19 protein-coding genes are annotated in these 24,831 nt (G+C 66.3%); 7 read left to right on the forward strand and 12 right to left on the reverse strand.

Going from position 1 to position 24,831, the window contains the following annotated elements; genetic code table 11:
- Positions 1–73 precede the first annotated feature (73 nt).
- Positions 74–631, reverse strand: a complete 558-nt coding sequence (locus HPC46_RS00910; RefSeq protein WP_179466324.1) for a TetR/AcrR family transcriptional regulator — start codon at positions 629–631, stop codon at positions 74–76.
- Between the two features lie 102 nt (positions 632–733).
- On the opposite strand from HPC46_RS00910, the gene HPC46_RS00915 reads away from it, so the two are divergent.
- On the forward strand, positions 734–1,630 hold the full coding sequence (locus HPC46_RS00915; RefSeq protein WP_179466325.1) for an SDR family NAD(P)-dependent oxidoreductase: 897 nt from the start codon (positions 734–736) through the stop codon (positions 1,628–1,630).
- A gap of 19 nt (positions 1,631–1,649) precedes the next feature.
- Here the strand turns inward: HPC46_RS00915 and HPC46_RS00920 are convergent, their stop codons facing one another.
- Positions 1,650–4,817, reverse strand: a complete 3,168-nt coding sequence (locus HPC46_RS00920; RefSeq protein WP_179466326.1) for an AAA family ATPase — start codon at positions 4,815–4,817, stop codon at positions 1,650–1,652.
- A 150-nt stretch (positions 4,818–4,967) separates the two neighbouring features.
- On the opposite strand from HPC46_RS00920, the gene HPC46_RS00925 reads away from it, so the two are divergent.
- On the forward strand, positions 4,968–6,722 hold the full coding sequence (locus HPC46_RS00925) for a DEAD/DEAH box helicase (RefSeq protein ID WP_407665457.1): 1,755 nt from the start codon (positions 4,968–4,970) through the stop codon (positions 6,720–6,722).
- 18 nt (positions 6,723–6,740) lie between these two features.
- Positions 6,741–8,075: a cytochrome P450 gene (locus tag HPC46_RS00930; RefSeq protein ID WP_179466328.1), complete on the forward strand. Its 1,335-nt coding sequence runs from the start codon at positions 6,741–6,743 to the stop codon at positions 8,073–8,075.
- Here the strand turns inward: HPC46_RS00930 and HPC46_RS00935 are convergent.
- The 10 genes from HPC46_RS00935 to HPC46_RS00980 form a co-directional block, all read right to left on the reverse strand.
- The gene (locus HPC46_RS00935) at positions 8,072–9,355 is read right to left on the reverse strand and encodes a glycosyltransferase (protein WP_179466329.1); all 1,284 of its coding nucleotides are present in this window, start codon (positions 9,353–9,355) and stop codon (positions 8,072–8,074) included. The two genes, HPC46_RS00930 and HPC46_RS00935, sit on opposite strands and share 4 nt — an antisense overlap.
- Positions 9,356–9,367: 12 nt before the next feature.
- Positions 9,368–10,279, reverse strand: coding sequence for a UbiA family prenyltransferase (locus HPC46_RS00940; protein ID WP_179466330.1), 912 nt, complete (start codon positions 10,277–10,279; stop codon positions 9,368–9,370).
- Positions 10,276–11,214, reverse strand: coding sequence for an AfsA-related hotdog domain-containing protein (locus HPC46_RS00945; protein ID WP_179466331.1), 939 nt, complete (start codon positions 11,212–11,214; stop codon positions 10,276–10,278). Before HPC46_RS00945 ends, HPC46_RS00940 begins: the two co-directional genes overlap by 4 nt.
- Positions 11,211–12,047 (reverse strand): nucleoside-diphosphate kinase, encoded by an 837-nt coding sequence (locus HPC46_RS00950; protein WP_179466332.1) that lies wholly within the window; start codon positions 12,045–12,047, stop codon positions 11,211–11,213. The genes HPC46_RS00945 and HPC46_RS00950 overlap by 4 nt, the downstream gene beginning before the upstream one ends.
- Positions 12,044–13,099: an SDR family oxidoreductase gene (locus HPC46_RS00955; protein ID WP_179466333.1), complete on the reverse strand. Its 1,056-nt coding sequence runs from the start codon at positions 13,097–13,099 to the stop codon at positions 12,044–12,046. The genes HPC46_RS00950 and HPC46_RS00955 overlap by 4 nt, the downstream gene beginning before the upstream one ends.
- Positions 13,096–13,338: an acyl carrier protein gene (locus tag HPC46_RS00960; RefSeq protein WP_179466334.1), complete on the reverse strand. Its 243-nt coding sequence runs from the start codon at positions 13,336–13,338 to the stop codon at positions 13,096–13,098. Before HPC46_RS00960 ends, HPC46_RS00955 begins: the two co-directional genes overlap by 4 nt.
- On the reverse strand, positions 13,335–16,652 hold the full coding sequence (locus tag HPC46_RS00965) for an AMP-binding protein (protein ID WP_179466335.1): 3,318 nt from the start codon (positions 16,650–16,652) through the stop codon (positions 13,335–13,337). The genes HPC46_RS00960 and HPC46_RS00965 overlap by 4 nt, the downstream gene beginning before the upstream one ends.
- The gene (locus tag HPC46_RS00970; RefSeq protein ID WP_325096526.1) at positions 16,649–19,357 is read right to left on the reverse strand and encodes a phosphoenolpyruvate synthase; all 2,709 of its coding nucleotides are present in this window, start codon (positions 19,355–19,357) and stop codon (positions 16,649–16,651) included. The genes HPC46_RS00965 and HPC46_RS00970 overlap by 4 nt, the downstream gene beginning before the upstream one ends.
- Before the next feature lie 417 nt (positions 19,358–19,774).
- Entirely contained in the window at positions 19,775–20,242 is a 468-nt protein-coding gene (locus tag HPC46_RS00975; protein WP_179466336.1) for an SRPBCC family protein, read from the reverse strand.
- Positions 20,243–20,280: 38 nt separating this feature from the next.
- On the reverse strand, positions 20,281–21,096 hold the full coding sequence (locus HPC46_RS00980) for an HAD-IIA family hydrolase (RefSeq protein WP_179466337.1): 816 nt from the start codon (positions 21,094–21,096) through the stop codon (positions 20,281–20,283).
- A 58-nt stretch (positions 21,097–21,154) separates the two neighbouring features.
- Between HPC46_RS00980 and HPC46_RS00985 the strand changes: the two genes are divergently transcribed.
- Genes HPC46_RS00985 through HPC46_RS01000 form a run of 4 tightly spaced genes read left to right on the forward strand, consistent with a single transcriptional unit; the run spans position 21,155 to position 24,831 of the window.
- Complete coding sequence (locus HPC46_RS00985) at positions 21,155–22,075, forward strand: SDR family NAD(P)-dependent oxidoreductase (RefSeq protein ID WP_179466338.1); 921 nt, start codon at positions 21,155–21,157, stop codon at positions 22,073–22,075.
- Positions 22,075–23,268: a molybdopterin molybdotransferase MoeA gene (moeA, locus tag HPC46_RS00990; protein ID WP_179466339.1), complete on the forward strand. Its 1,194-nt coding sequence runs from the start codon at positions 22,075–22,077 to the stop codon at positions 23,266–23,268. The genes HPC46_RS00985 and moeA overlap by 1 nt, the downstream gene beginning before the upstream one ends.
- A gap of 25 nt (positions 23,269–23,293) precedes the next feature.
- On the forward strand, positions 23,294–23,989 hold the full coding sequence (locus tag HPC46_RS00995; protein WP_179466340.1) for a phosphatidylserine decarboxylase: 696 nt from the start codon (positions 23,294–23,296) through the stop codon (positions 23,987–23,989).
- Positions 23,986–24,831 (forward strand): CDP-alcohol phosphatidyltransferase family protein, encoded by an 846-nt coding sequence (locus HPC46_RS01000; RefSeq protein WP_005143262.1) that lies wholly within the window; start codon positions 23,986–23,988, stop codon positions 24,829–24,831. Before HPC46_RS00995 ends, HPC46_RS01000 begins: the two co-directional genes overlap by 4 nt.

The raw sequence follows: 24,831 nt of genomic DNA on the forward strand, positions 1-24,831 counted from the left end.
ACTCACCGGTCGGGAGTGCCAACCACCTTTTTAGCACTCGCCCTTGGTGAGTGCAAGAAGATGAATCGGCCGTTCACCCGGCGCGTAACCCGGCCACGATGACGTTGGTGATCCGGTCGGCGACGTCGTCGCCGTATTCCTGTCCGCTCTTGCACACGACCAATAGCGCCTTGAGTTCGGCCAGACCGACGTCGGACCGCGCCGCTCCGGCTTTCTGCGCCGCGACCAGCATCTCGCCCAGCACCCCGAGGAATTCCGCCTCGGCACCGGGCGCCGCGGAGTCGAGGTCGATCCCGTAGCTCGCCAGCGCCTCGACCATCCCGTGGTCGGCCGCGCCGGCACGCACCATCTCGCGCATGAATTCGAACAACGCGGTGGACGGATCGGCGGCCAGCAGCTCCCGTCCGCGCTCCACGACAACGCGCACCCGGTCACCGATGACGGCCTCGAACAGGGCTTCCTTGGTGGGAAAGTGACGGTAGACAGTGCCCGCGCCGACGCCGGCCCGCCGGGCGATCTCGTCGATCGGCACGCCGAGCCCCTGCTCGGCGAAGACCTCGTAGGCGACCTGCAGCACCCGAGCGCGGTTACGCGCGGCATCGGCCCGCAGCGGCCGGCAGCTCACACCCACCTCACGCCCTCTCGCTCGTTGACAAAGCGGGGCGCACGTTCCGTATAGTCGAAGAAACCGGGGCGCGCGCTCCGTTTATCCATCGTAATCGAGGAGAAGAGCATGGCCGCCTGGACCGTCAACGACATTCCGGACCAAACCGGCCGCACGGCCGTCATCACCGGCGCCAACACCGGACTTGGCTACGAGACCGCCCGCGCACTGGCCTCGAAGGGCGCCCGCGTGGTGCTCGCGGTCCGCAACCTCGACAAGGGCAAGGCCGCTGCCGATCTGATTGCCCGGCGCTATCCGGGCGCCGACGTGGCCGTCCAGGAACTCGACCTCACGTCGCTGGAGTCCGTCCGGGCGGCTGCTGACCAACTGCGCGCCGGGCACGACCGGATCGACCTGCTCATCAACAACGCGGGCGTGATGATGACGCCGAAGCAGACCACCAAGGATGGGTTCGAGCTGCAGTTCGGCACCAACCATCTGGGACATTTCGCCCTCACCGGACTGCTGCTGGACCGCCTGCTGGCGGTTCCCGGCTCGCGGGTGGTCACGGTCAGCAGCAACGGCCATCGCATGGGCCAAATCCGGTTCGATGACCTGCAGTCCGAGCGAAGCTACAGCCGCGCGGGCGCCTACGGCCAGGCCAAGCTGGCCAATCTTCTGTTCACCTACGAGCTGCAGCGGCGGCTGGCGGGAACCAACACCATTGCCACCGCGGCCCACCCGGGCAGTTCGGCCACCGAATTGGGCCGCAACCTGCCCCGGATCGTCGAGTGGGGGTTCGGCCTGACCGTGCAGAGTTCGGAGATGGGCGCACTGCCGCAGCTGCGCGCCGCCACCGACCCGAGCGTGCTGGGCGGCCAGTACTACGGGCCCAGCGGATTCCTCCAGATGCGGGGCTATCCCAAGCTCGTCTCGTCCAACGGCCGGTCCCACGACATCGCCGCACAGAAGCGGCTGTGGGCGGTGTCGGAAGCGCTGACGGGCGTGGTGTTCCCGCTCGACTGAGCGGCGAACTTCCCGACCGTCACGACGGCCCCACCATCGCCTCAGCTGCGGCGATATGGCCTTCGAATCCTACGGTCAGCGCCATCGCTCGATAGCGGTCCACGAATTCTCGGTAACCCCGGTCGTCGTTGCGGGCGCGCGCCAACTGAGCACGAAGCCGTAGCAGCGGCAGTTCGTAGAACACGAAGCCCTCGTCGTGCTCGGACGCGGCCAACCGGTCGACCACACACTGCGCTTCCCGCACATCGTCGCCGCCTCTGCGGCGCAACAGCGATTCGACAAGCACGGTCACGGCCGGCCCGCGAATAATGGCTTCACCGCAGTCGAACAAGTGCGCAACGGCCGCCCCGGCGATTTCGATAGCCACGTCCAGATCACCGCTATCGGCGGCGCAGATGGCAAGTTGAATGTCGGCGGTGGTGACGGTGGCCTGGTCGGCCTGGTCGGCCGCTTGGTGACGCCCCTGCCTGAGCAGGTCGATGCTGCCGGCGCCGGCGCCGGAACGGATCAGCATGATGCCATGAATGATTCGCGACCACGCCAGCGACAGGTCGTCTCCCGATCGTTCGGCGGCCTCCAGCGCAAGAGCCGAATCTCTCAGCATCACTGCGTCAGGCAGTAGGACGCCGTTCAGCAGGAGCGCGCCGTAGCCGTACGTGATGATGGCAGTCAGAGTGATGCCTTCCACGACGCGGGCCATCGCAAGCCCTGCCTGTAGGTCCGCTCGCCAGCTCGGATCGCCAAGGCTGCATCGGGCCAGCCCGCGGAGCGTGGTCACGAATGCCAACGGCGATTCGAAGAAGAAATCGCCCAGCGTGGGGTTGCCGCCCGCAGCATCGATGGCCTGCTCGAACAGTGGCATCACGCCGGCGATATCACCTGTTTGGAACACGCCGAACGTTGCGCAGTTGGACAACAGGATCACCGCGGGATCACCGGTCGACTCGAGCAGGCGAACGTATTCCGGTGTGAGGGAACGCAATTCGCTGAGCCGATGGTTGAGGCCCATCGCGACCAGGAGGCCCGAGGTGCCCATCACCAATGCCATCTGATCGCCGGCCGCCGTACAGAGATCACGCAGCTCGTCGTAGCTGGAGTCGGCAACACTCGCCCCGCCGCCGGCCCGCCACGCGAAACCGCACAGCAGGGTGCGTGGGGCGATCCGCAAAGAAATGCCGTCCGGCTCGTCGTCGGGGAGTTGGTCGGCCACGTCGCGAGCCTTCTGCCAGCTCACCTTCGCAGCGCGAATGTCGCGGGTCATGAGCCAGCCCGCCGCACGCATATGCCAGTCGAAGGCGGCGCGCGTGTCCCCGGCGGCCTCCAAGTGGCCGGCGATCAACGCCGCGTTCTCGTCGTCAGCTGCGGGGTCACCCTGTTGGATCGCCTCGGCCACCCGGTGGTGCAACACCGCGCGGTCGGCCTTGAGTTGCGATTCATAGGCAACCGCGCGGATCAACGGGTGGCGGAATGTGTGCTCTCCACGCGGCGACGCGGGAACGGCGTCCACCAGCTCGGCATCCGTCAGCTCCGCCAGCGCCGCACGCCCGTCGACCCTGAAGAGTAGATCGGGCTGGAACCGGGACCCGATCACCGCTGCCGTGTGCAGCGTGCGTTTCGCCGCGCCGCCGAGGCGGTCGATGCGGGCCGCGATGGTGGCTTGGACAGTGGCGGGCACCGTGACACCCGCCGAGTCCAGATGGCAGATGTACGCGCCCGGGCTCCCACTGAGCACGTCACGTTCAACGAGATCGCGGACGATCTCCTCGGTGAAGAACGGGTTACCGCCGGAGCGCTCGGCGATCTGCGACATGAGTCCGGCGACCGTTCGGTCCTCACCGAGCAGCGCCGCGGCCAACGCCGCGGTCTCCGAGGAATCGAGCGGGGCGAGAGAGATGATTCTCGAACCGGCCGTGTGTGCCAGGGCGCCGCGATATTCGGGCCGGTAGCTGAACAGCGCCAGAGACACCGTCCGAGGAAGTATCGAGACGAATTCTTCGATCATCGATTCGCTCGCAGCATCGAGCCAATGGACGTCATCGATGACATAGAGAGCCGGCTTCCGACGGGCCAGCGCGGTAGACCTGATCAAGCGGGTCAGCCGCCGACGCCGTGCATCCGCATCGATCACGACCGGTTCGGCATCGGGTTCACGGACACCAAGCAGATCGTCGAGCAGAATCAGATCCTCGGAATCGGCATCAGGCAGGCGATTTCGCAGCCGTTCGCGTGCGGTGGCCGCATCCATGCCATCGGTGTCGAAGACCGCGCGTAGCAGCCCCGCCGCGGCGTGAAACGCGATGTCGCGAGTGTGGGATTGGCAGAACGTCGAGAACACCGCGACACCGCGCGCACCGGCCAGCGCCGCGGTCTCCCGAACCAGCCGGCTCTTACCGATTCCGGGCGCGCCGACGATCCCGACGACGCCGCCGGTGCCCCCGATCGCGCGGTCGAGGATCTCCGTCAACGTGGCGATCTGTTGCCCGCGCCCGACCAACACCGTGTCCCGCCGACCGCCGTCGCCGCGTTGCGTCCTCACACCGCGCAGCCGACGGACGAGAACCGGACTGTCCCGACCCTTGATGCGGACCTTTTCTTCGTCGTCCAGGATGGCGCCGTCCTCTACCAGCCGGGCGGTCGACTGGCTCAGCATCACGCCACCGGGCGGAGCCACCGACTCCATCCGCTGCGCCATCCCCACCTGCTCGCCGATCGCGGTACGGCCGAACGGGCTCGCGCCGAGCTGGCCGACGATGACTTCGCCGGAATTCAGGCCGATCCGCAGCTGTAGGTCGATGCCGTCCAGCCGTCGCACCTCCTCGGCGACGACCTTCGATTCCTCCTGAATCTCCAGCGCCGCCAAGCACGCGCGAAACGCGTGATCCTCTAAAGCGATTGGGACGCCGAACAGGGCCATCAGGCCGTCGCCGGTGAATTGATCGGCAATTCCCCCGTAGCGCTGCACGACCCTCGCGGCGCGGTCGACCAGCGCGGTCATGATTTCACGAAGGCGCTCAGCCCCCACCGCCGAAGCGATGTCCATCGAGTGCACGACGTCGGCGAACAAAACAGTCACCTGTTTGTACTCGGCCGGTTCGGCGCTGGCCACAACGGCCGCGCCGCACTCGTCGCAGAACTTCGCAGACTCGCGCAGGTGGGTACCGCAGGCCACACAAGCTGCCACCGTCATGCCGACCGCCAACCCGGGGACCCCCCGGGTACCCGACCCGCCAAGCATAGGCCGCTGACCCTCGACGAGGGATTAATTGAGGCACGCGACGGGCGGGGCGAATCGCGGCGCAACGCCGACCACCACTCTCTGTGCCGACACGCCGGATCGATATGCGCCGGCGGATCTGCTTGCACTAGAGTCCATCTCGACCGGAGAGGAGTCCCAGGGGTGCGGGCAGTTGATGCGCCCAGCACCCAGGCATTGCGGGGCTGGCAGCGGCGGGCGTTGGTCAAGTATCTGACCGCCAAACCGCGCGATTTTCTCGCAGTGGCCACCCCTGGTGCCGGCAAGACCACCTTCGCCCTGCGGATCGTCGCCGAACTTCTCGCCGAGGGCACCGTCGAGACCATCACGATCGTCGTCCCCACCGAGCACCTCAAGATCCAGTGGGCGCAGGCCGCGGCCCGGCACGGCATCGCCCTGGATCCGAAGTTCTCCAACTCCAACTCGCAGACCTCCGCGGAGTACCACGGCGTCGTCGTCACCTACGCGCAGGTCGCCAGCCACCCCACCCGGCACCGGGTGCGCACCGAGAACCGCAAGACCCTCGTCGTCTTCGACGAGATCCACCACGGCGGCGACGCCAAGACGTGGGGCGACGCCATGCGGGAGGCGTTCGACGACGCGACGCGGCGGCTGTCCCTGACCGGGACCCCGTTCCGCAGCGACGACAGTGCGATCCCGTTCGTCAACTACGAGGTCGGACCCGATGGCTTCGCCCGCTCGCAGGCCGATCACACCTACGGCTACTCCGACGCGCTGGCCGATGGCGTCGTGCGTCCGGTCATGTTCATGGCCTACTCCGGCGAGGCCCGCTGGCGCGACAGTGCCGGCGAGGAGCATGCGGCGCGCCTGGGCGAGCCGCTGACCGCCGAGCAGACCGCGCGGGCGTGGAAGACCGCGCTCAACCCGGCCGGCGAATGGATGCCGGCGGTGATCGCCGCGGCCGACACCCGACTGCGCGGCCTGCGCGAACACGTGCCCGATGCCGGCGGCATGATCATCGCCTCCGATCAGACCGCCGCGCGCGCTTACGCCGATCTGCTGCTCAAGATCACCGGGGAGGCGCCGACGGTCGTGCTCTCCGACGACAAGGGCGCCTCCGATCGCATCTCGCAGTTCTCGGCGAGCACGTCGCGCTGGCTGGTTGCGGTGCGGATGGTGTCCGAAGGCGTCGACGTACCGCGGCTGGCCGTCGGCGTGTATGCGACGAGCGCGTCGACCCCGTTGTTCTTCGCGCAGGCGATCGGCCGATTCGTGCGCTCACGGCGGCCCGGTGAAACCGCCTGCATCTTCTTGCCGTCGGTGCCCAACCTGCTGCTGCTCGCCAGCGAGATGGAAGCCCAACGCAACCATGTGCTGGGCAAGCCGCACCGGGAGAACCTCGAGGACGATCCGCTCGACGCCGAGCTGGCCAAGCAGAACCGCGACGAACCCGACGACGGCGAGAACAAGATCGAGTATCTGGGCGCCGACGCCGAGCTCGATCAGGTCATCTTCGACGGGTCGTCATTCGGGACCGCCACGCCGGCCGGCAGCGACGAGGAGGCCGACTACCTCGGCATCCCCGGCCTCCTCGATGCCGAGTCGATGCGAGATCTGTTGCGGCGCAGGCAAGAAGAGCAGATCGAGAAGCGCACCGCCAGCGGCGAGGTGCCACGGCTGACCACCCACGGCCAGCTGCGAGACCTGCGCCGCGAACTCAACGCACTGGTGTCGCTGGCGCATCACCGGACCGGCAAGACGCACGGGCAGATCCACAACGAGTTGCGCCGGGTCTGCGGCGGTCCGCCGGTGGCGGCGGCCACCACCGACCAGCTCAAGGCCCGCATCGAAGCCGTTCGCGGCCTCACGTCGTCCTAAACCAGCTACGCTGCGGCCATGACGCCAGCTGGCCTCTCTGGAATCCCCACCGCGCCAGGGCGTCTGCCGTTGATCGGCCACGCCCACATGGTCACGGGTGATCCTCGCGACCTGCTGCTGCGCGCTCCGGAGATCGGCCCCATCGTGCGCGTGTATCTGGGACCGCGCGCGTCGTATCTGCTCACCACCCCCGAGCTCATCCGGGACGTCAGCCTCGGGCGCGCGGGTTCATTCCATCGGGAGCCGATGCGCGAGGCCATCCACGAACTGGTCAGCGGCGCGACCAACGTGCTCAGCGGTCCCGAACACGATCTGCGCCGCAGGCTGATCGCACCGGTCTTTCGGCAACGTCGCCTGGGCGAGTACGGACTCACCGTCGCCGCGATCGCCGACGACTGGTCGAGCTCGCTGGTGAGCGGTGTTCAGAGCGATTTGCGCTCCAGCGTGCACCAGTTGGTGATGCGGACCATGCTGGCAACGTTGTTCCGCGCGCGATCCGACGCCGAAGAGATCGACGTCATCCGCGAGCGAACCCCTTGGCTGCTCAGCGAAGTCATCATTCGCGGCGCCCTGCCGAAGGCGGCGAGGCAGCTGCGGGTCCTGGCCAACCGCCGATTCACCACTCATTCCCGGCAGGTACGCGCGGCCTTGAGATCGCTCATCGAGCAGCGCCGCCACGAACCGGACGAAGGCGACATGCTGTCGGCACTGCTGCACCACGTCGACGAAGAGACCGGAGCGAGGTTGTCCGACGACGATCTCGTCGACGAGCTGCTCCTGTCGCTCGCGGCGAGCATCGGGTCTCAGACGTCCATCTTCTCGTGGCTTGTCTACGAGACGAGCCGGGCACCCGAGGTCGCGGCAAAGATCCGGGACGAGCTGGATGCGGTAATCGGTTCTCGCCCTGTGGAAGTGGGTGACGTGGCCGCCTTGGGTTACCTACGCAACGTCCTCACCGAGACACTGCGCCTTTGGGCACCGTGGATCAGCATCCTCACCGCCGACGGCCCGGTACAGATCGGCGCGGTGGAAATCCCGGACGGCACCAACATCCTGTTCAGCCCGTTGATGGTGCATCTCCAGGACCGGTTCTTTCCCAACGCGGCGGCGTTCGACCCCGACCGCTGGGACTCCGGATCGGGCGACCGCGACGTCATGATGGCCTTCGGGCTGGGTCAACGACACTGCCCAGGAAGCCAATTCGCGCTGCTGTCCATCACCTTGCAGGCCGCAGCCCTGTTCTCCCGGTGGGATATTCAGCTGCCCAATGGTTTCCAGGTCAAGCCGCAGGCGAAGGACTTCGTTCTCTCGCCGGCGTCCTTGCCGGTGGTGTTCTCGCCCAGACGCCGCTAACGCGCAGCCGTCTTCTCGACGATGTCGCAGACCCGCGGCACACCGTCGCCGGTCGCTTGCAGGCGCGCGCCCAGAGCTTCGGCCCGGGAACGCATGTGCGGGTCGAGTACGGCGTCGATTCCGGCACTGAGCGTGTCTGCCCGTAGCTTGGTGAACGGAATGTGCGCGCCGACCCCCAGCCTTTCCACCTGGTGTCCCCACACCGGCTGGTCGAATGACACCGAACAGACCAGCGTCGGCAGTCCTGCCCGCAGGCTCTCGAAGAGAGTGCCGATTCCACCGTGATGGACGGCCGCCTTGCAGTGCGGGAAGACGAGATCGTGCGCCAGCGCATCGACGACCTTCACGTTCTCGGAGGTATTGCGCATCTCGGGACTCAGGCTGGCGCCGCCGACGCTGACCAGAGCTCGTTCCCCGGTCCTGGCGCAGATCTGCTCGATCATCCCGAGCACCGAGGCGAAATCCAGGATGGGCATGCTCCCGAAGCCGAAGAAGATCGGCGGTGTCCCCGCGTCCACCCAGTTGAGCACCTCGGTGTGCGCTTCAGCCGATTCGCCGATCGCTGCCCGGGCTGACTGCGGTAACCACAGGAAGCCGACCATGGGCCGCGACGAGCCCCATTCCTCGGCGAGACCCGGCACAAACGCCTGGTCGTACATCTGCAATTCGGGGACATTTCGGGCAAGCAGAATCGATTCGGTGCTCGCCCATGATCGCGGCAGGCCGAGCTTGGCGCGAAGGTTGTTGAGGTACTTCCCGAAGACCACGGTCCGCAGTCGCTCGATCGCGGACCAGGCCACCCGATTGAAGACTCCCGGCACCTTCCAGTTGGCGGGCACCGATCCCGGCGGCGCGTAGTGACTGTTCTTCCGGCACGGGTAGGTGTGCAGTGTCACCATCGGGATACCGAGGGACTCGGCGATGATCGCCGAACGGTCCTCACTGAACGTGGTGCAGACGATCATCTCGGCGCCGCGGGAGATGTCGATCAGTTCGTCGTCCATCCGGTCGGCATATTCCGACATCTGCTTCGACACCATCGACATCAACTTGAATGTGCTGCCCGCCGCCAACGCGCGCTGACCTTCCGGCGACGAATACAGTGCGTGCACATCAGGGCCGAATTGGCGCGCAGTCAGACCCGCTTTGGCGACGAAGTCGACGAAATTCGGTGGGGCACCGATGATCACATCATGGCCGCGACGTTCGAGTTCCAATCCCAGCGCTACCCCGGGCTGGACGTCCCCGCGACTCCCGACCAGCGGTATGAGGATCCGCACAGTTGCACCTTTCTAGTGGTAGATCAAGCCTTGCCCGAGGATGGTCAGATAGAAGACGATCACGAAAGCCGTTGGCAGACCGCGTGGGTGGACGCTGACCCGCCCGACGAAGAAGGCCCAGGCGGAGAGACCCGGCATCACCGCGGCCACCAGAGGCAGCCAGGCGATCGGCCACCACTGGCCAGCCCAGGTCCACGGCGTGGTGAGCAGCACTTCCACAAGCACCGCGAACAGGCCGAAAAGCAGGACCAAGGCCCCGCTGGCGGTGGGCCCGATGACCTGTGAATACGACCGCAGGTCAGTGGCATCCGCCAGCCGTGTGGTCTTTCGCGCCAACTCCACATGCAGGATTGTCGCGGTGAACACCAGCGGTACGGCCGCCAGCTGCAGCCAGGACGCATCACCGACACCCGGATGGCCCGTCATCGCGAAACCCGTCGCCAAGAACTGCGCGGGACACACCGCGATCAGGTTGACGATCGGGTTGTCGCGAACTGTCGCAACCCGGGACTCCGCCCACCACAGGAGCAGGCTGTAGCCGAGGATCAGCGCCAACGACACCGCCGTCCACACCGATACCGCCGCACCCAGAGCCAACGCGATCAGTGCGGCCGGCACCATCGCGACGCGCAGTTCTCGGATGGTGATCCGGCCTTGGACGAGGGGCCGGTCCGGGTTGTGCACCCTGTCGTAGTCAAGGTCCTTCTGGTCGTCGACCATCCGCAGGAACGCGCCGGCAGCGTTCAGCGCCAATACTTTCAGTGCGGTATCCCACGATGGACGCCACGGGCCCGATGAGTGCCCGATGACGACGACCATGCTCTCCACCGCGACGACCCACAGAGCCAGGTAGATGGGATAGACCGGAAGGCATCGTTCGACGAGGAACGCCCCGATGCCACCCGTCCGCCGCAAGACCGTCATTCCATGAATGCCAGTTCGATGGTGGCCCTGGTCTTTCCGGATTGGGTGATATCGCCGCGGAATGTCAGCGGATCGGCCGCATCCTGCGTCATCACAACCGTGTTCACGGCATCCATCTCGGCGAAGGAATGAAAGTCGATCCTCAGCCAGGACGGGCCCACCAGGCTCGAGACCCGTGAATCGTCGATCGTGAGCGAAAGTTGGCGCGCCGCCTCGATCATGAGGCCGCCGGGGAGGTGGTCGAGGGGGTGGTCGAACAACGTCGCGTGATTGATGTCCACCACCAGCGGTGCACTGGCCGACCCGCCCTCGGTCGCGTGAATCGGTTCGCCGATCACGACGTTCTCCGCCCGCGTCCGGCCCACGGTGCGGACATCAGTCGGCGCCGGTTGCGGCCCGGGATCCCAGCTCGCCCCTGCCCGCATCACATCCCATTTCTGCAGTGGCATCCAGCCGAACGCGGCGGACACCTCCACCGCCTTGGCGCCTTCGTGAGCCACGACCGCCCTGACTTCCAGGCCGTGGACCGGACCGTGGTCCTCGCGGCGGAATTCCTTCTGCACCACGATGTTCAGTTCCAAATCCAGTGTCTCAGATCCGCACTCGAGCTGGTCGAGGTCGACGACGGAGAGCTCGTAGTAGCGCACGGTGTGCCGAGCATCGGGAGGTGCGTAGTAGAACAGATGACTCGCCGCGATGCACCCCTGCCTGAACGCTTCTAAGACGAGAAGTGGGTCGTAGTAGGCACGTTGGCGCCCCACCACGTCGGTGTGAAAGCTGTGCAGACGTGGCAATTGGGCGTGCACAGTCCAGGTGCCGGCCTGGTTGCTCACCGAGGTGACCAGCACTTCGGAGACCGCTCGTTTGTGTACCAACTCTCGGCGAAGCGTCTGAGAATAGAACTCCCCGTTCATGTTTTCCGTCACTTTCGTCATCGGTGCATCGGCAGATAAGACGACTCGACGACGATCCGAAACCACGGATCGACACCGATGTCCCGCTTCTCTGCGTCGGCCAATGCAGCCAGCCATTCCTCGCCGGTTCGAGGTCGGTTCCCCACGCCGACCTCACGAAGTCCCTGCCAGATGGCATCCTGAGCGGCGGCGAGGTCGCCGCTCCTGCGTTCCAGTCCGGACTCGATGCCGTCGACTATGCGGACGGCATCCGGTGTTGCGTCGGCGCCGGCGACGCAAGCCGAAATCACGGCGCTAAGTTTCGGTTCGGGAAAATAGATGCTCAGCTCGCGCAGTACGTCGTCGGGATCATCGGGGGTATGCACCTTGTTGAGCAGATAAGTTCCGGCCGCCAGCGCATGCCGCAACTCGCCCGGCTGCCGCAGCGCCGGGTCAGCGGGGCCCTTGTCGGCGGTCAGCCGAACCGAGACCGGCTGCTCGGCGTCGGAATGCCGGATGACGAGAACCAGCGACGGTGTCAGCGCCGCCAGTCGATCGGCGACCCTGCGGCGTTCGGAGGTGGCCCGGTGCCAGTTGAAGTACCACAGGGCCCGCAGATGCAGATAGGTCAACTGCACCGCAGATGCGCCGACGATGCGGTAGCCGTGCTCGAGCAACCAGTCGATGGCAGGGCGCATCGCCCCGGTGACCGCCGCATCGGGCTTGAGCAGCAATATCGCGTTCTCGTAGCCGAATGTGTCGCGGTCGACGTTCAACGCGGCCAGTGCATCGCACGTCTCGATGAAGTAGGTGTCCGAGTCGTACCTGCCGGGTTGTGGCACGGGCATCGATTCGATGCGGTCGGCGCTGATCATACGGAGCTCCTCGTGGCCTGCAGGCGGGCCAGTACCTCGGCGACCGATGGCTCAGGCCGCCCCAAATAGCCGGTGCGCAAACACGAGTCGAGAAGACGCCGGAAGTATCCAGGGCCGATAGGCGGCGGCGTGAGGCCGAGTCGCTCGCGGGTGCCGGAATTGTCGAACTCCAGTCGACGGCGCAGATAGCTGGTGTAGAGCGTCCCGACCTTCTGGAAGTAGCTGCGTTCGATGTCGTCGAGGTCGTACTCGCTGAACGTGGTCGGCGGCACGAAGTCGGGGATGCGGAAGCACGGGTATTCGGCAAGGACGTCGGAAACCGTCCGCAGCGACAGGGAATTCGCGCCGACCGCATGGAACGTCCGTCCGACGTTGTCGGCGAACTTCTCCACCGCGGCCACCAACACGTCGGAGACGTGCCCGATCGGAACCAGTCCCAACGTCGCCGCGTAGTTCCCCGGCAGCGTCCGCAACTTACCTTCGACGATCACCTTGAGCAGCTGGTAGATGTGCTTGTAGACCTGCGTATTTCCGGTGCGATACTCGCCGGTCACGATGCCGGGCCGGACGACGACCGAACGAAGGCCCGACGCTTCGACGAGTTTTTCGGCCTGGTACTTGCTGTGTTCGTAGTCGTTGCTGAACTGCTGACCGATGTCGAGCTGGTTCTCGTAGAACGTCCCCTCGGTCTCACCGCAGACGTAGGTCGTGCTCACGTAGACGAAGCCGGCGCCGAAACGTCGCGCCAGAGCTAGCGCGTTGGCGGTGCCGTTGACGTTCAGCTCGGTGTAACGGTCCCGGGGCAGCCCGAAATCGGTGACCGCAGCGGAATGCACGACCAAGCCGACCTCGCCGGTGAGGTCGGACACGCTCTGCTGGTCGAGCCCGAAGTCAACGCGGCGGACATCCCCCTTCAGCAGCCGCGCTCCGCCGACCGGCCGATCGTGCGTCAGCGCGATGACGTTGTGCCCGCGTCTGGACAGCCGGTTCACGACGTCGGTGCCGAGGTGTCCGGCGGCGCCGGTGATCAAGATGCCCGTGCCCGCACTCATATCCGATCCTTCTGGGCCTCAACAAGATCGACGAGATCGCTCACCGTGTAGACGCCGGCGAGCAGTTCGGGATTCAGCTGCGGTAACTCGAAGGCGCGTTCGACGGCGATCGAGAGTTCGACAAGTCGCAGCGATGTGTACCCGAGGTCGCCGATCAAGGCACTGTTCAGGTCGGGCTCGCTCGCGGTGTCCGGGGCCATCGCCGCAACCAGTGCGAGAACTTCGTCACGGACGGTCATGGTGCCGGCCTCTCCGATGGTTGGGCGCCGCCGGTGGCGAGCAGATCCCGGGTCTCGTCGAGTTCGACATAGGCGCCGACATATCCGCCCAACCGCAACCACTGGTACCCGTAGCGGATGGTCTTTTGCCACTCGTCTTTTGACGAGAACGACGAGGGGAACTGGGCTCCGCAGGTGACCTCTCGTACCTCCGCGACGAGGGTGTCGAGTTCCCGTTGTACTGCCGAGGCTTCGTCATGGTCGCTGACCGACAGGTCGCTGAGCCGGCGGACGGTCATCGCGAGCTGCGGGTGTTCAGGCACCAGGACGTCAAGCTGGTGCAGAAGCACCGGGTCCGACGGCAACGGGGTGATTCCCCAGGCGCTGGCCAATATTCGGACAGCCATGATGACGATGCGTCGGCCGCACAGTGAGGTGACCTGCCATTGCCCGTTCTTCACCGCCCCGTCGAAATCCTCGCGGGCGTTCTCGAGCACCATATTGGCCACCAGCAACGCACCGGCACATTCGGCGAAAGCTCGCGCGTTCAGCGGTGATCGGGTGATGTCCTGATCGGTGACGGCACCGTCGATCGTGACGACCGGCCGGCGGCTGGACGGCAGCGGTGTCAGCGGTCGGCCAGGCGTGCACATCGCCGCGACGGGCGTGATGAGCCCGGCACCCCGCCAGGCCAGGCCGATCAGTCCGTGATGGACGAAGAGCCGAATGTGTTGGTGGGCAGCCTTGGTCTCCGCGATCGACTGCCCGAAGACCACGTTGCCCCACGACTGCGCGCATTCGGCCGAGAGCATGAACACGTCGTTCTTGTCACGCACGACGTGGGGGGCGGAGCCGATGGGCCAGGTGGTCACCCCCGGTGTGCGCCGCAGCAGCACGTTTTCGGGGTCCAGGGTGATCGTCGGACCACCCAATCGCACCGCCAGTGCGAGGGCCTGCTCGATAAAGTCTTTGCCCGACGACGGGTGGGTGGCGTCGAGGATCTGGTATTCATCGAGCAGGGCGGCCACGTTCTGGTCGGCGTCCCGTCGGAGCCGGGCAATCTGCTCGGGCAGCCATTTGATCTCGATGTAGCCCTCTCCGCGCGCGGCGAGGAAGGCTTTCATGTTCTGCGCCAGACCTTCTCGCGCCCAGCTGACTGCCTCGTGCTCGTCGCCGAGCAGCGTGATGGCGGCGGCGTGACGCAGGCAGCCGTTTGCTCTGCGGCGCCACCACGAACGCAACAACGTGGTGAGCTCCGAGTAGGTCACGATGTCGAGCAGCTGGCCGTATTCGGGACCGGCGTACAGCGGGATGCCATGCAGGAAACGTTGCACGCGGTTCAGCAAGTCCTCGGTCACGCCGGTGATCGACCCGGTGTCGATGGCCCGCCTGACCCGCAGCAGTCGTTTGCGGATCTGCTCGTGCGACTGTGCCCGAACCTCCACCCGGCGGCCGTCGACGAAGAGAACGGTCGGCATCACCGCTTGCTTGCTCGCACCGGGCACCAGCAACAAGAAGTCGATATCGGATCCTTCGTTGCCGAAGCCCTCTGCCAGTGAACCCTCGAAATGCACTGTCGCGTCTGCAGGAATCACCGCCAGCTCGCGGGCCTTTTCGAAGAGTGTGCGGACCCTTTCGAGTTGCTGAGGATCCCGTTGCGCTCCGCCGATGGTGAGCAATTCCGCACCGAGGAATTGGCCCGCCCGCCACTGCTGCCACATATGCGCACGGCGGGGCTTCCCGCTCGAGGTGCGCGACAGCGTGCCGCGCGGAACGTTGATCAACCATAGCAGCGCGTCCTCGCCGACGTTCGCCTGCAAAGACCTGATTCCTGCGGTGATCATGCCGGGGGCGATGGTCGCTTGTTCGATGAACACCGCCACACCTGCTTGGCCGGCATCGTTGACTGCGACGGTGACGACGCGGCTCGGCGCCAATCCCATGGCGGCTGCGGTCGAAACGTCCAGGTCCTCGGTGAAGATGCTGCGCCCGTTGATCTTCAGGCTCGTTCCCATGCGCCCCAACACATGCAGGTGGCCGTCGAGAAGGAACCCGGCATCGCCGGTGCGCAGTTCGTCGTCGACGAACCGGGTCGTACTGTTGTCGTCCCCGTGGTATCCCTGCGCCACCGACGGTCCCGACAGGACGATCTCCCCCAGCGTGCCCTCCGGCATCCGGGCACCGGATTCGTCGGCGATCCACATGTCGTGACCGGGCGCTGCGGTACCGACCGAGACCACCCAGTCGTTACCCGGCTCGTCCGTCACACAGTCTGATGCGCGCGCGATCACGCGTACCGGCTTGCCGTGTCGCAACGTTGATCTGTCCACCCGCACCATCCGGTGCGCCTCGCCCAGCCGGTGGGAGGTGGCGAACAGGGTGTGCTCGGCCAAACCGTATGACGGCATGAACGCGGCGCGCGAAAACCCGTTTGCTGCAGTCAGTTCGGTGAACGCCCGTAAGTGGTCGGGATTGATCGGCTCGGCCCCGATGACCAGTGTGCGTAGCCCCGACAGGTCGATGTCACCGAGGTCTTCGGGCTTGAGCCTTCGACTGGCGTACACCAGACCGAACGACGGCGACGCGGTGTGCTGAGCGGTGGCGGCCGCCTGCAGCCACCGAAGGGGATCGCGGACGAACTGATCGGGACGCAGCAGCCTCAGGTTGCGTTGCCGAGTCATCGCTTGGAAGACACACCCGATCAACCCCATGTCGTGATACAGCGGAAGCCAGGAAACGCCGAGCTGGCCATCGGCCATGCCGCACAGCTCTTCCATGACATTGAGATTCGTGGCCAGGCTGTGCCACCCGATGCTCGCGCCACGCGGAGCGCTCGTCGATCCCGATGTCATCTGCAGGAGCACCGACGGCGCGGGTTCGACAAGGTCATCGATGGGCGCACATTCGGGAACCTGGTCCAGTTCAATGAGCTTCGGGGCCCGATCCAGGCCGGGCAGCGCTCGTTGCACGAGCCCGCTGAAGCCGGACGCAGCGACCACAGCGGAACAGCCCGACGCGCCAAGAATCCCGTGAAGGTGGGCGGTGTACTGATCGGGGTGCTGGAACATCGGCGGCACGATCGGGGTGAGCGTTGCGCCCGCCGCGAGCACTCCGAACAGCGTTGCCAGGCACAGATCAGAGGTCGGCATCAAGACGGCGACGACGTCACCGGAGCGCACGCCCTCGTCGACCAATCGACGTGCGATACGCCGGGCCTGGTCGGCCAAATCCCGGTAGTTCGCGAGATGCCAGCCCCCGTCGTCGGTGGCCAGGTGGATCCCGGTGTCATCCCGCGGCGCCATCAGCCAGCCGACGATGCGTTCGACGGAGCTCATGATGCCGGCTCTTCCAACAGAACGACCCGGCCGCTGGCGCCGTCCACGCTGATGGTCATTCCGGTACGGACCGCACTGGTCAGCCCATCGATCTGCACGACGGTGGGCACCCCCAATTCACGGGCGATGATCGCCACGTGGGTCAGCGGCGAAGCGCGTTCGATGAGCAACGCAGACGCGAACGGCAGAGCCGCCACCCACCCCGGATCGGTTCGGTACGCCACCAGAATGCCGCTGGAGAAGTCTTCGGGCTTCTCCACCACCACGGCGCGGCCCGTCACAACGCCTGGACTGGAAGGTGTTCCGGTGAGCACCGTGCCCGCGGGCGCATGCTCGGAGTCTTGCGACAACCGCCAGCCGGCCGCCGTCAGCTCCTGGTGCGAGTAGCGCGATCCCGTTGTGGTGAACCGGGCCGGGGCCGCGAGTTGCGAGTAGCTCTCGTGCAGTGATTTGCGCCGGCGAATCGCCGTCTGGGCGTCGGCCACCGACATCGTTCCTTCGTACACATCGAACAACTCGTCGATGCGCAACTGGAATATGTCGGTGCGAGTGCCGATTGTTCCGCTTTGCTCGAGGTCTCGACCCATCACCGCGGCAAGGGATTTCAAGATTCCGAAACCCTGTGTTCGGCAGAACCGGAGGTGTTCACGGTGGGTGGCCGCCCGCTGAATCTTCCTGCGCAGCGCGTCGAATACCTTTCGGCGCCGGCCACGCAGATGCATGTCAAGGTAGTCTTCCGCGGAATCGCCCGTCTGCTCGCGCTGTTCGGCCGACGCCATTCGCAGCATGTGGAAGATCCCGGCCGGATCCTGCCGAAGATCGGGTGCTTCGAGCTTGAGTTCGTCGAGGCACCGATATCCGAATCTGTCGATGTACTCGTCGATCTTGCGATGCAGCTCCTGCCATTCGGTCGACCCGCTCTCCTGCGCGTATTCGGCGAGCCGGGCATAGGCGACGGCGGGTTCGACCGAGCCGATGAACTCCTCGAGTTCTGGATGCTCGCGCGCGAAAGCGGCGATGTCCACCAAAGCTTTTGCCGGTTCGACGGATATCACGTCGGGCTCGGGATTGACGATGGCGAACTGGACCCACTCCGGCGCGTTCCGCAAGAACAGCTTCGTCAGCACGGCCAGCGATCCGACCAACGTCAGCAAGATCGCGTCGAGGACCATCATCGGGCCCCACAGCTCGGCGACTTCGTCGTGGATCTGGCGGAACTTCCGGTAGGCCGCAGGCCCGTCCATCGCTGAGACGTCCATCAGTCCGTGCCGGTCGATCAATTCGACGAACGTCTTGTCGAAGTCCGCAACCAGGGCGTCGATGGTCGCGATGCTGCGGGCGTAGGCGATGGTAGTGCGGACACGGGAGCGCACCCGCTCGATCGGGTTGGCGAATGTGAAGGGAGGCAGGTTTTTTGCCGTCTTACGGTCTAGTGACTCGCTGACGCCGAGCGCCACCTCCAGGACCCGTCGATTCAGCGCATAGCCGGGCGCGATACCCACCATCCGGTACCAGTGCAGCAGGTTGTAGTAGACGTTGCCGTTGAACTGGCCGAGCATCACCGGCAGCCACGACTCCATCTGTTGCAGCTGTGCGGGCGGCACTTTCAAGCTGCGCGCGTAGGCGCGGTACACATCGCCGTACAGCCTGCGTGCGGTGGTGAACGTCAACGGCGACGTGACGCCGGCAAAATTCTCGATGATATTCGAGTTGTCCCAGATACGCACCGCGCCTGCCGGGACCTCTTCACCTAAATGCTCTGGGGTATAGGTAATTTCGCGATCGAGAGTGGTGACGGGCCGGGACTGCAGGATCCACGTGCACGTCTCGTCACAGGCCCATTCGACGTCCTGGGGAGCACCGAAATGTTGTTCCAGCCGAGTCCCCAGGTCGAACAGGGTGGCACGCAGGGCCGGACCGATGCAGGATTCCTGTTGTCGCTCAGGAGGTACCGAGACGGTGCGGATTCCGCCTCCGGACTCGCTGGCCACCATCTGCTCTTTGGTGACGACCGCCTCGTCGACGAGTGCGCCGCTGAACTTGTCGATGACGACGGAGTCCGAATCGACCGTGCCGGAGACCAGTCCCTCGCCCAGCCCGAACACACCGTTGATGACCACCCGGTCCGGCGAACCCGTGAGCGGGTCCGCGGTGAACATCACGCCGCTGCTCACCGGTTTGAGTGATCGCTGAATGATGACCGCGAGAGCGACGTCACGGAAGTCGAGTCCGCGGACGTGACGGTACCGCGTGGCGCGTTGTGAGAACGCCGACGCCCAGCAACGCCGGACCGCGTCCTCCGTCGCCTCTACGCCGTCGACATTGAGAAAGGTGTCGAACAGTCCTGCAAAAGAATCGCGGACCCCGTCCTCCTGCCGCCCCGATGAGCGGACGGCGACAGTTTCGGCACCCACATAATCCAATGCCGCCGCAATGGCGTCACGGATCTCGGCGGTGATGGCGAATTCGCGCAGGGCTGCTTCCGCTGATGCCGCCTCGTGAAGGCGTTCGGCCAATGTCAGGGGCGCCTCGCTGATGCTCAGCCCGGCCGCCGCGACGGCTGTCTCGAAGGCCTCTGTGCCGAGAATGGCCCACCGTGGCACCGGAAAGCCGGCAGTCGTCAGATCGCACAGGTTGTGTGCTTTCCCGCCCGCCAGCGTTCGCATCTGTTCGCCGGGCGTCTGCCCGGTCAGGAGGATTGGCACCGCGCGCCCTTCATGTCCGGTCCGTGATATCTCGAGCGTCGAGATCGGGTGCCGACGTTAGGGAAGCAGCGTCGCTACCGGTTCCAACTATTGAGCGAATGCAATGCCAATCGATCATGACCTCTACCCCCGGGAGGCGAAATGCATAGCCCATCGAGGGCACCGACATTGCCTGCATGAATACCACACCGAGAAGCACCGCGGGGGGCAAGCACAGCAAATTTCGATCGCTCCTCGAGCGATCGCCGGCCACCCGGGAGGCGGTGGTGGGCCGAGACCGGGGTCGAGCGCTTGATCCGCAGCAAATAGCCATGTCACAAGCACAGTGACCCACGCCGGCGCGCTTGTCGCCAGTAGTTTGCTACTCAGGTCAGTGCAGCAATCCGTCGTGGGCTACTCGAGACCAAGGCGACTTCGCTAGGTGACCAGCTTCGCGAGGTTCGCCAGCGAGTTGTCCAGGTGCGAGACGCCGAACGGCGGGAAGACGATGGTCTGCCGGATCTCGGCCGTCGCGTTCGACCAGTCGTAGGTCAGGACGACGCGGGTCTGCTCGGCGCCGACGGGTTCGAGGTCGTAGCGCCAGGTCCAGCCGCCCAATTCGACGCTGCCGTCCTCGGCCAACCCACCCGGCGCCCAGCCGATGGCGCGGTCGGGTTCGAGCACGGTGACCTGATTGGCCATCTCGTAGTGCTTGTCGGGGTGCTGGTCGTGGTACATCGCGACGCGGAACACCTGCCCGACCGCGCGCAGCGGCTGCGGGTCCAGCGGATCCCGCACCCAACCGGTCCCGTCGATGTCCTTGTGGGTGGTCGGGTCGGCCAACACACCGAACACCCGCGCGGCGGGGGCGTCGATGACAGCGTTCACAATCAGAATTTCGGTCATGCTCTTCTAGACCGGCGCCGCAGGAGAAACTCATCGGTCTAGAGCCCGAGCAACTCCGGCAGGTTCCGCACCGAGTCGATGACGTGATTGGGTTGCATGGCGAATTCGTCTGCGGCCCAACGGTCCAGCGTGTCCTGACGGAACTTGCCGGTGCGCACCAGCACGCCGGTCATGCCGACCACCTGCGCGGCCAGCACGTCGTTGTTCAGGTCATCGCCGATCATGTACATCTCGTCGGGGTCGACGCCGAGCCGGGCCGCCGACGCCAGGAATCCCGCAGGCGCCGGCTTGCCGACGGCGGTGGCCTTGCGCCCGGAGGTCTCCTCCATACCGATCAGATACATGCCGGTGTCGATGCGCAGGCCCTCGGTGGTGGTCCACGCGGTGCTGCGGTGCATGGCCACCACCGGCACGCCCTGGGCCATCCATTCGTAGACCCGGCTCAACGTGCGATGGCTGTATTCGGGCCCCGCCCCGCCGAGCAGAATCACGTCGGGGACATCGGGATCGACACCGTCGTCGTACATCACCGAGTCGACGATGTCGATGCCCGGCATGTCGTCGGTGATGTCACCGTTGTTGACCAGGAAGCAGCGCGCGTCGGGATAGTTGTTCCGCACGTAGTCCGCGGTCAGCGCCGCGGCGGTGAGCACCTCGTCGGGCCGCACGCTGATTCCGGCCTGCGACAACGCCGAGGCGATCTGCTGGCGGGTCCGGGTGGTCGTGTTGGTCAGATAGGAACAGGCGATCTGGTGGTCGGCGAGCACACCAAGCGCCTCGGCCGCACCGGGGATCGGCTTCCATGAGGTCACCAAGACGCCATCGATGTCGAAGAGCACCCCACCGATAGCCATACCGCGACAGTAAACGGCCACCGGTTGGATGCAACTTGGGCCGACGTATCGTCGTGCCATGAGCGGCAGCAAGTGGACGGCGGGCGACGTCCCCGCGCAGGACGGCCGGGTCGCCGTCATCACCGGCGCGAACTCCGGCATCGGCTATGAGGCGGCCGCAGTACTCGCGGCGCGCGGTGCCAGCGTCGTGATGGCGGTGCGCAACCTCGAGAAGGGTGGCGCCGCACGCGACAAGATCCTGGCCGCCTCGCCGGGCTCCGACGTCAGCGTCAAGCAGTTGGATCTGACGTCTCTTGATTCGGTCCGCGCCGCCGCCGATTCGCTGCGCGCGTTGCACCCGCGCATCGATCTGCTGATCAACAACGCCGGTGTGATGTGGACTCCGAAGGAGACCACCAAGGACGGCTTCGAGCTGCAGTTCGGCACCAACCATCTCGGTCACTTCGCGTTCACCGGCCTGCTGCTGGACTCGCTTCTGCCAGTACCGAATTCGCGGGTGGTGACGATCAGCAGCCTCGGCCACCGGCTGCTGGCCGACATCCACTTCGACGATCTGCAGTGGGAACGCCGCTACAGCCGGATCGCCGCGTACGGCCAGTCCAAGCTGGCCAATCTGCTGTTCACCTACGAGTTGCAGCGCCGCCTCGAACAGGCCAATTCCGACACCATCGCGGTGGCCGCCCATCCGGGCGGTTCCTACACCGAGCTGGCGCGCAACATTCCGACGATCCTGCACCCGGCCTACCGCATCGTCGGACCGATGCTGTTCCAGAGCGCGGCGATGGGGGCGCTGCCGACGCTGCGCGCCGCGACGGATCCCGATGTGCGCGGCGGTCAGTACTACGGCCCGGACGGCTTCGGTGAGCAGCGCGGCAATCCCAAGCTGGTGGGATCCAGTTCGCAGTCTCACGATCCCGACCTCCAGCGGCGACTGTGGACGGTGTCCGAAGAGCTGACCGGCGTGAGCTACGGAATCTGATGCGCACCGTCGCCGAACACCAGCAGGTCGTCGCCGACCTCATCGCTGCACGGGCGGCCCAGACGGTCGGGCTTGTCGATGCCGAGGGGCTCGCCCTGGCGGCCGACGTGGCGGCGCCGCTGTCGTTGCCGGTGTTCGACAACTCCGCGATGGACGGTTATGCCGTGCGCGCCGAAGACGTCGCCGGAGCCGACGCCAACCCGGTGAGATTACCTGTGGCCGAAGACATTCCAGCTGGGCGCATCGACCGGTTGACATTGGCCGCCGGTACCGCGCACCGAATCATGACCGGAGCACCACTGCCGGCGGGTGCGACGGCTGTGGTACCGGTCGAGGCCACCGATGGCGGAATCGACACCGTCGAAATCCGGATGGCACCCAGCGCGGGCCAGCACATCCGCCGCGCCGGCGAGGACGTGACCGCGGGCACGACGGTGTTGCAGACCGGCCACGTGGTGACACCGGCCGCACTCGGCCTGGCTGCCGCGCTCGGCCTTGGTTCACTCACCGTGCGCCCGCGCCAGCGCGTGCTGGTGATGTCGACCGGTACCGAGCTGGTGTCGGCGGGCACCGAGCTGAAGCCCGGCCAGATCTACGAGTCCAACGCGATCATGCTGGCCGCCGCGGTCCGTGAGGCCGGCGGCGAGGTCGTGGCCACCCCGACGTCCAGCGACGACGTCGCCCAGTTCAGCACCGTGCTCGAGGGGTATGCCGGGCAGGCCGACCTGATCATCACCACCGGTGGTGTCAGCGCAGGCGCCTACGAGGTGGTCAAGGACGCCTTCGGTGGGGGCGCTGTCGAGTTCGTCAAGGTCGCCATGCAGCCGGGCATGCCGCAAGGTGCGGGACGGATCAACGGATGCCCGATCATCACCCTGCCGGGCAATCCGGTGAGCGCCCTGGTCTCCTTCGAGGTGTTCGTGCGCCCGGCCCTGCGGGCGGCGATGGGCCTGCCGCATCCGCACCGGCAACGGCGCACCGCGATTTTGGCCGACAGCCTCACCTCGCCGAACGGCAAGCGCCAGTTCCGCCGCGGTGTGTACGACGCGGCGGCAGGCACGGTGACCACCTACGGGCCGCCGGCATCGCATCACCTGCGCTGGCTGGCCTCGGCGAACTGTCTGCTGGAAATCGCCGAAGACGTCACCGAGATGTCCGCGGGCGAGCAGGTCCAGCTCTGGGACCTGTCGTAGTGCCCGGCCGCTAGACTCGTCGCCGATGGCCAGACGACCACGCACATCCGAAGCAGCACATCTGCTTGATCTGGTCCGTTCGACCGTGCCACCGATGCACCCGGCGGGCCTGCCGTTCGTTGGCGCCAGCCTGGCCGTCGCCGCGCTCGGCCGGCGCCATCGCTGGGTACGCAGCGCGGCTCTGGTCGCCGCCGGCGCCAACGCCGCGTTCTTCCGCCACCCCCACCGCGTCCCACCGACCCGGCCGGGTGTGGTCGTCGCGCCCGCTGACGGCCAGGTCTGCCTCGTCGACACTGCGGTCCCGCCCGCCGAACTCGGCCTTCCCGCCGAGCCCCTGCCGCGGATCAGCATCTTCCTGTCAGTGTTCGACGCGCACGTGCAGCGGGCGCCCGTCGGCGGCCAGGTGACCGCGGTGCATTACCGGCCCGGCCGGTTCGTCTCGGCCGACCTACCCGCCGCCAGCGAAGACAACGAGCGCAACAGCATCATCATCCGCACTCCCGACGGCGCCGAGGTGGTGGCCGTGCAGATCGCCGGCCTGGTCGCACGGCGCATCGTGTGCGATGTCCACCCCGGCGATTCGGTGGCGATCGGCGACACCTACGGCCTGATCCGGTACGGGTCACGGCTGGACACCTACCTGCCGGAAGGCTCCACGCTGCTGGTGTCCCCCGGCCAGCGCGCGACCGCCGGCGAGACCGTGCTGGCGCAACTGCCATGATCAAATCGCCGCGCCCGTCCGCCATGCGCATCCTGCCAAGTGCGACAACGGTGTTGGCCATCTGCGCGGGGCTCACCTCGATCAAGTTCGCCCTGGACGGACGCCCGCACATCGCCCTCGCGTTGATCGGCGCCGCGGCGGTGCTCGATGGTATCGACGGCGGCATTGCGCGCGCCCTGGACGCTCAGTCGCGGATGGGCGCCGAGATCGATTCGCTCGCCGACGCGGTGAACTTCGGAGTCGCACCCGCGCTGGTGGTCTACGTGACGTTGCTGCCGACGTCGCCGGTCGGCTGGATCTTCGCGCTGCTCTACGCCGTGTGCATCGTGTTGCGCCTGGCCAGGTTCAACGCGTTGCTCGACGACGACACCCGGCCTGCCTACACGCGGGAGTACTTCACCGGCATGCCCGCACCGTGTGGCGCGGTCGGCGTGATCGGCCCGCTCGCCGCAATGCTGCAGTTCGGCCACGGCTGGTGGACCTCACCGTGGTTCATCTGCTTCTGGTTCGCCGCCAACGCCACGCTGCTGATCAGCCGGGTTCCGACGCTGGCGCTCAAGGCAGTGAAGATGCCGGCCAACGCCGCACCGATCCTGCTGATCCTCATCGCCGCCGCCGCCGCGGCGTTGCTGTTGTTCCCCTACATCCTGGTCCTCCTGATCATCGCGGGCTACCTGTGCATCATCCCGTTCACGGTCTACAGCCAACGCTGGGTCGCGGCCCGCCCAGAGGCCTGGAACGACGCCCCCAAACAGCGGCGCGCAGCGCGACGCGCGAGCCGCCGCGGCCAGCCCAACCGCCGTTCGGTGACCCGGCTCGGTCTTCGTAAGCCGGGCGGTTGA

Source organism: Mycolicibacterium vinylchloridicum (genome assembly GCF_013404075.1).
Classification (GTDB): Bacteria; Actinomycetota; Actinomycetes; order Mycobacteriales; family Mycobacteriaceae; genus Mycobacterium; species Mycobacterium vinylchloridicum.

What these genes read in the sequence shown, in the direction of transcription:
- HPC46_RS00915 (WP_179466325.1), top strand. Translation starts at nt 734, where the DNA reads ATGGCCGCCTGGACCGTCAACGACATTCCGGACCAAACCGGCCGCACG.
- HPC46_RS00920 (WP_179466326.1), bottom strand. Translation starts at nt 4,817, where the DNA reads ATGACGGTGGCAGCTTGTGTGGCCTGCGGTACCCACCTGCGCGAGTCT.
- HPC46_RS00930 (WP_179466328.1), top strand. Translation starts at nt 6,741, where the DNA reads ATGACGCCAGCTGGCCTCTCTGGAATCCCCACCGCGCCAGGGCGTCTG.
- HPC46_RS00940 (WP_179466330.1), bottom strand. Translation starts at nt 10,279, where the DNA reads ATGACGGTCTTGCGGCGGACGGGTGGCATCGGGGCGTTCCTCGTCGAA.
- HPC46_RS00945 (WP_179466331.1), bottom strand. Translation starts at nt 11,214, where the DNA reads ATGACGAAAGTGACGGAAAACATGAACGGGGAGTTCTATTCTCAGACG.
- HPC46_RS00950 (WP_179466332.1), bottom strand. Translation starts at nt 12,047, where the DNA reads ATGATCAGCGCCGACCGCATCGAATCGATGCCCGTGCCACAACCCGGC.
- HPC46_RS00955 (WP_179466333.1), bottom strand. Translation starts at nt 13,099, where the DNA reads ATGAGTGCGGGCACGGGCATCTTGATCACCGGCGCCGCCGGACACCTC.
- HPC46_RS00960 (WP_179466334.1), bottom strand. Translation starts at nt 13,338, where the DNA reads ATGACCGTCCGTGACGAAGTTCTCGCACTGGTTGCGGCGATGGCCCCG.
- HPC46_RS00965 (WP_179466335.1), bottom strand. Translation starts at nt 16,652, where the DNA reads ATGAGCTCCGTCGAACGCATCGTCGGCTGGCTGATGGCGCCGCGGGAT.
- HPC46_RS00975 (WP_179466336.1), bottom strand. Translation starts at nt 20,242, where the DNA reads ATGACCGAAATTCTGATTGTGAACGCTGTCATCGACGCCCCCGCCGCG.
- HPC46_RS00980 (WP_179466337.1), bottom strand. Translation starts at nt 21,096, where the DNA reads ATGGCTATCGGTGGGGTGCTCTTCGACATCGATGGCGTCTTGGTGACC.
- HPC46_RS00985 (WP_179466338.1), top strand. Translation starts at nt 21,155, where the DNA reads ATGAGCGGCAGCAAGTGGACGGCGGGCGACGTCCCCGCGCAGGACGGC.
- moeA (WP_179466339.1), top strand. Translation starts at nt 22,075, where the DNA reads ATGCGCACCGTCGCCGAACACCAGCAGGTCGTCGCCGACCTCATCGCT.
- HPC46_RS00995 (WP_179466340.1), top strand. Translation starts at nt 23,294, where the DNA reads ATGGCCAGACGACCACGCACATCCGAAGCAGCACATCTGCTTGATCTG.
- HPC46_RS01000 (WP_005143262.1), top strand. Translation starts at nt 23,986, where the DNA reads ATGATCAAATCGCCGCGCCCGTCCGCCATGCGCATCCTGCCAAGTGCG.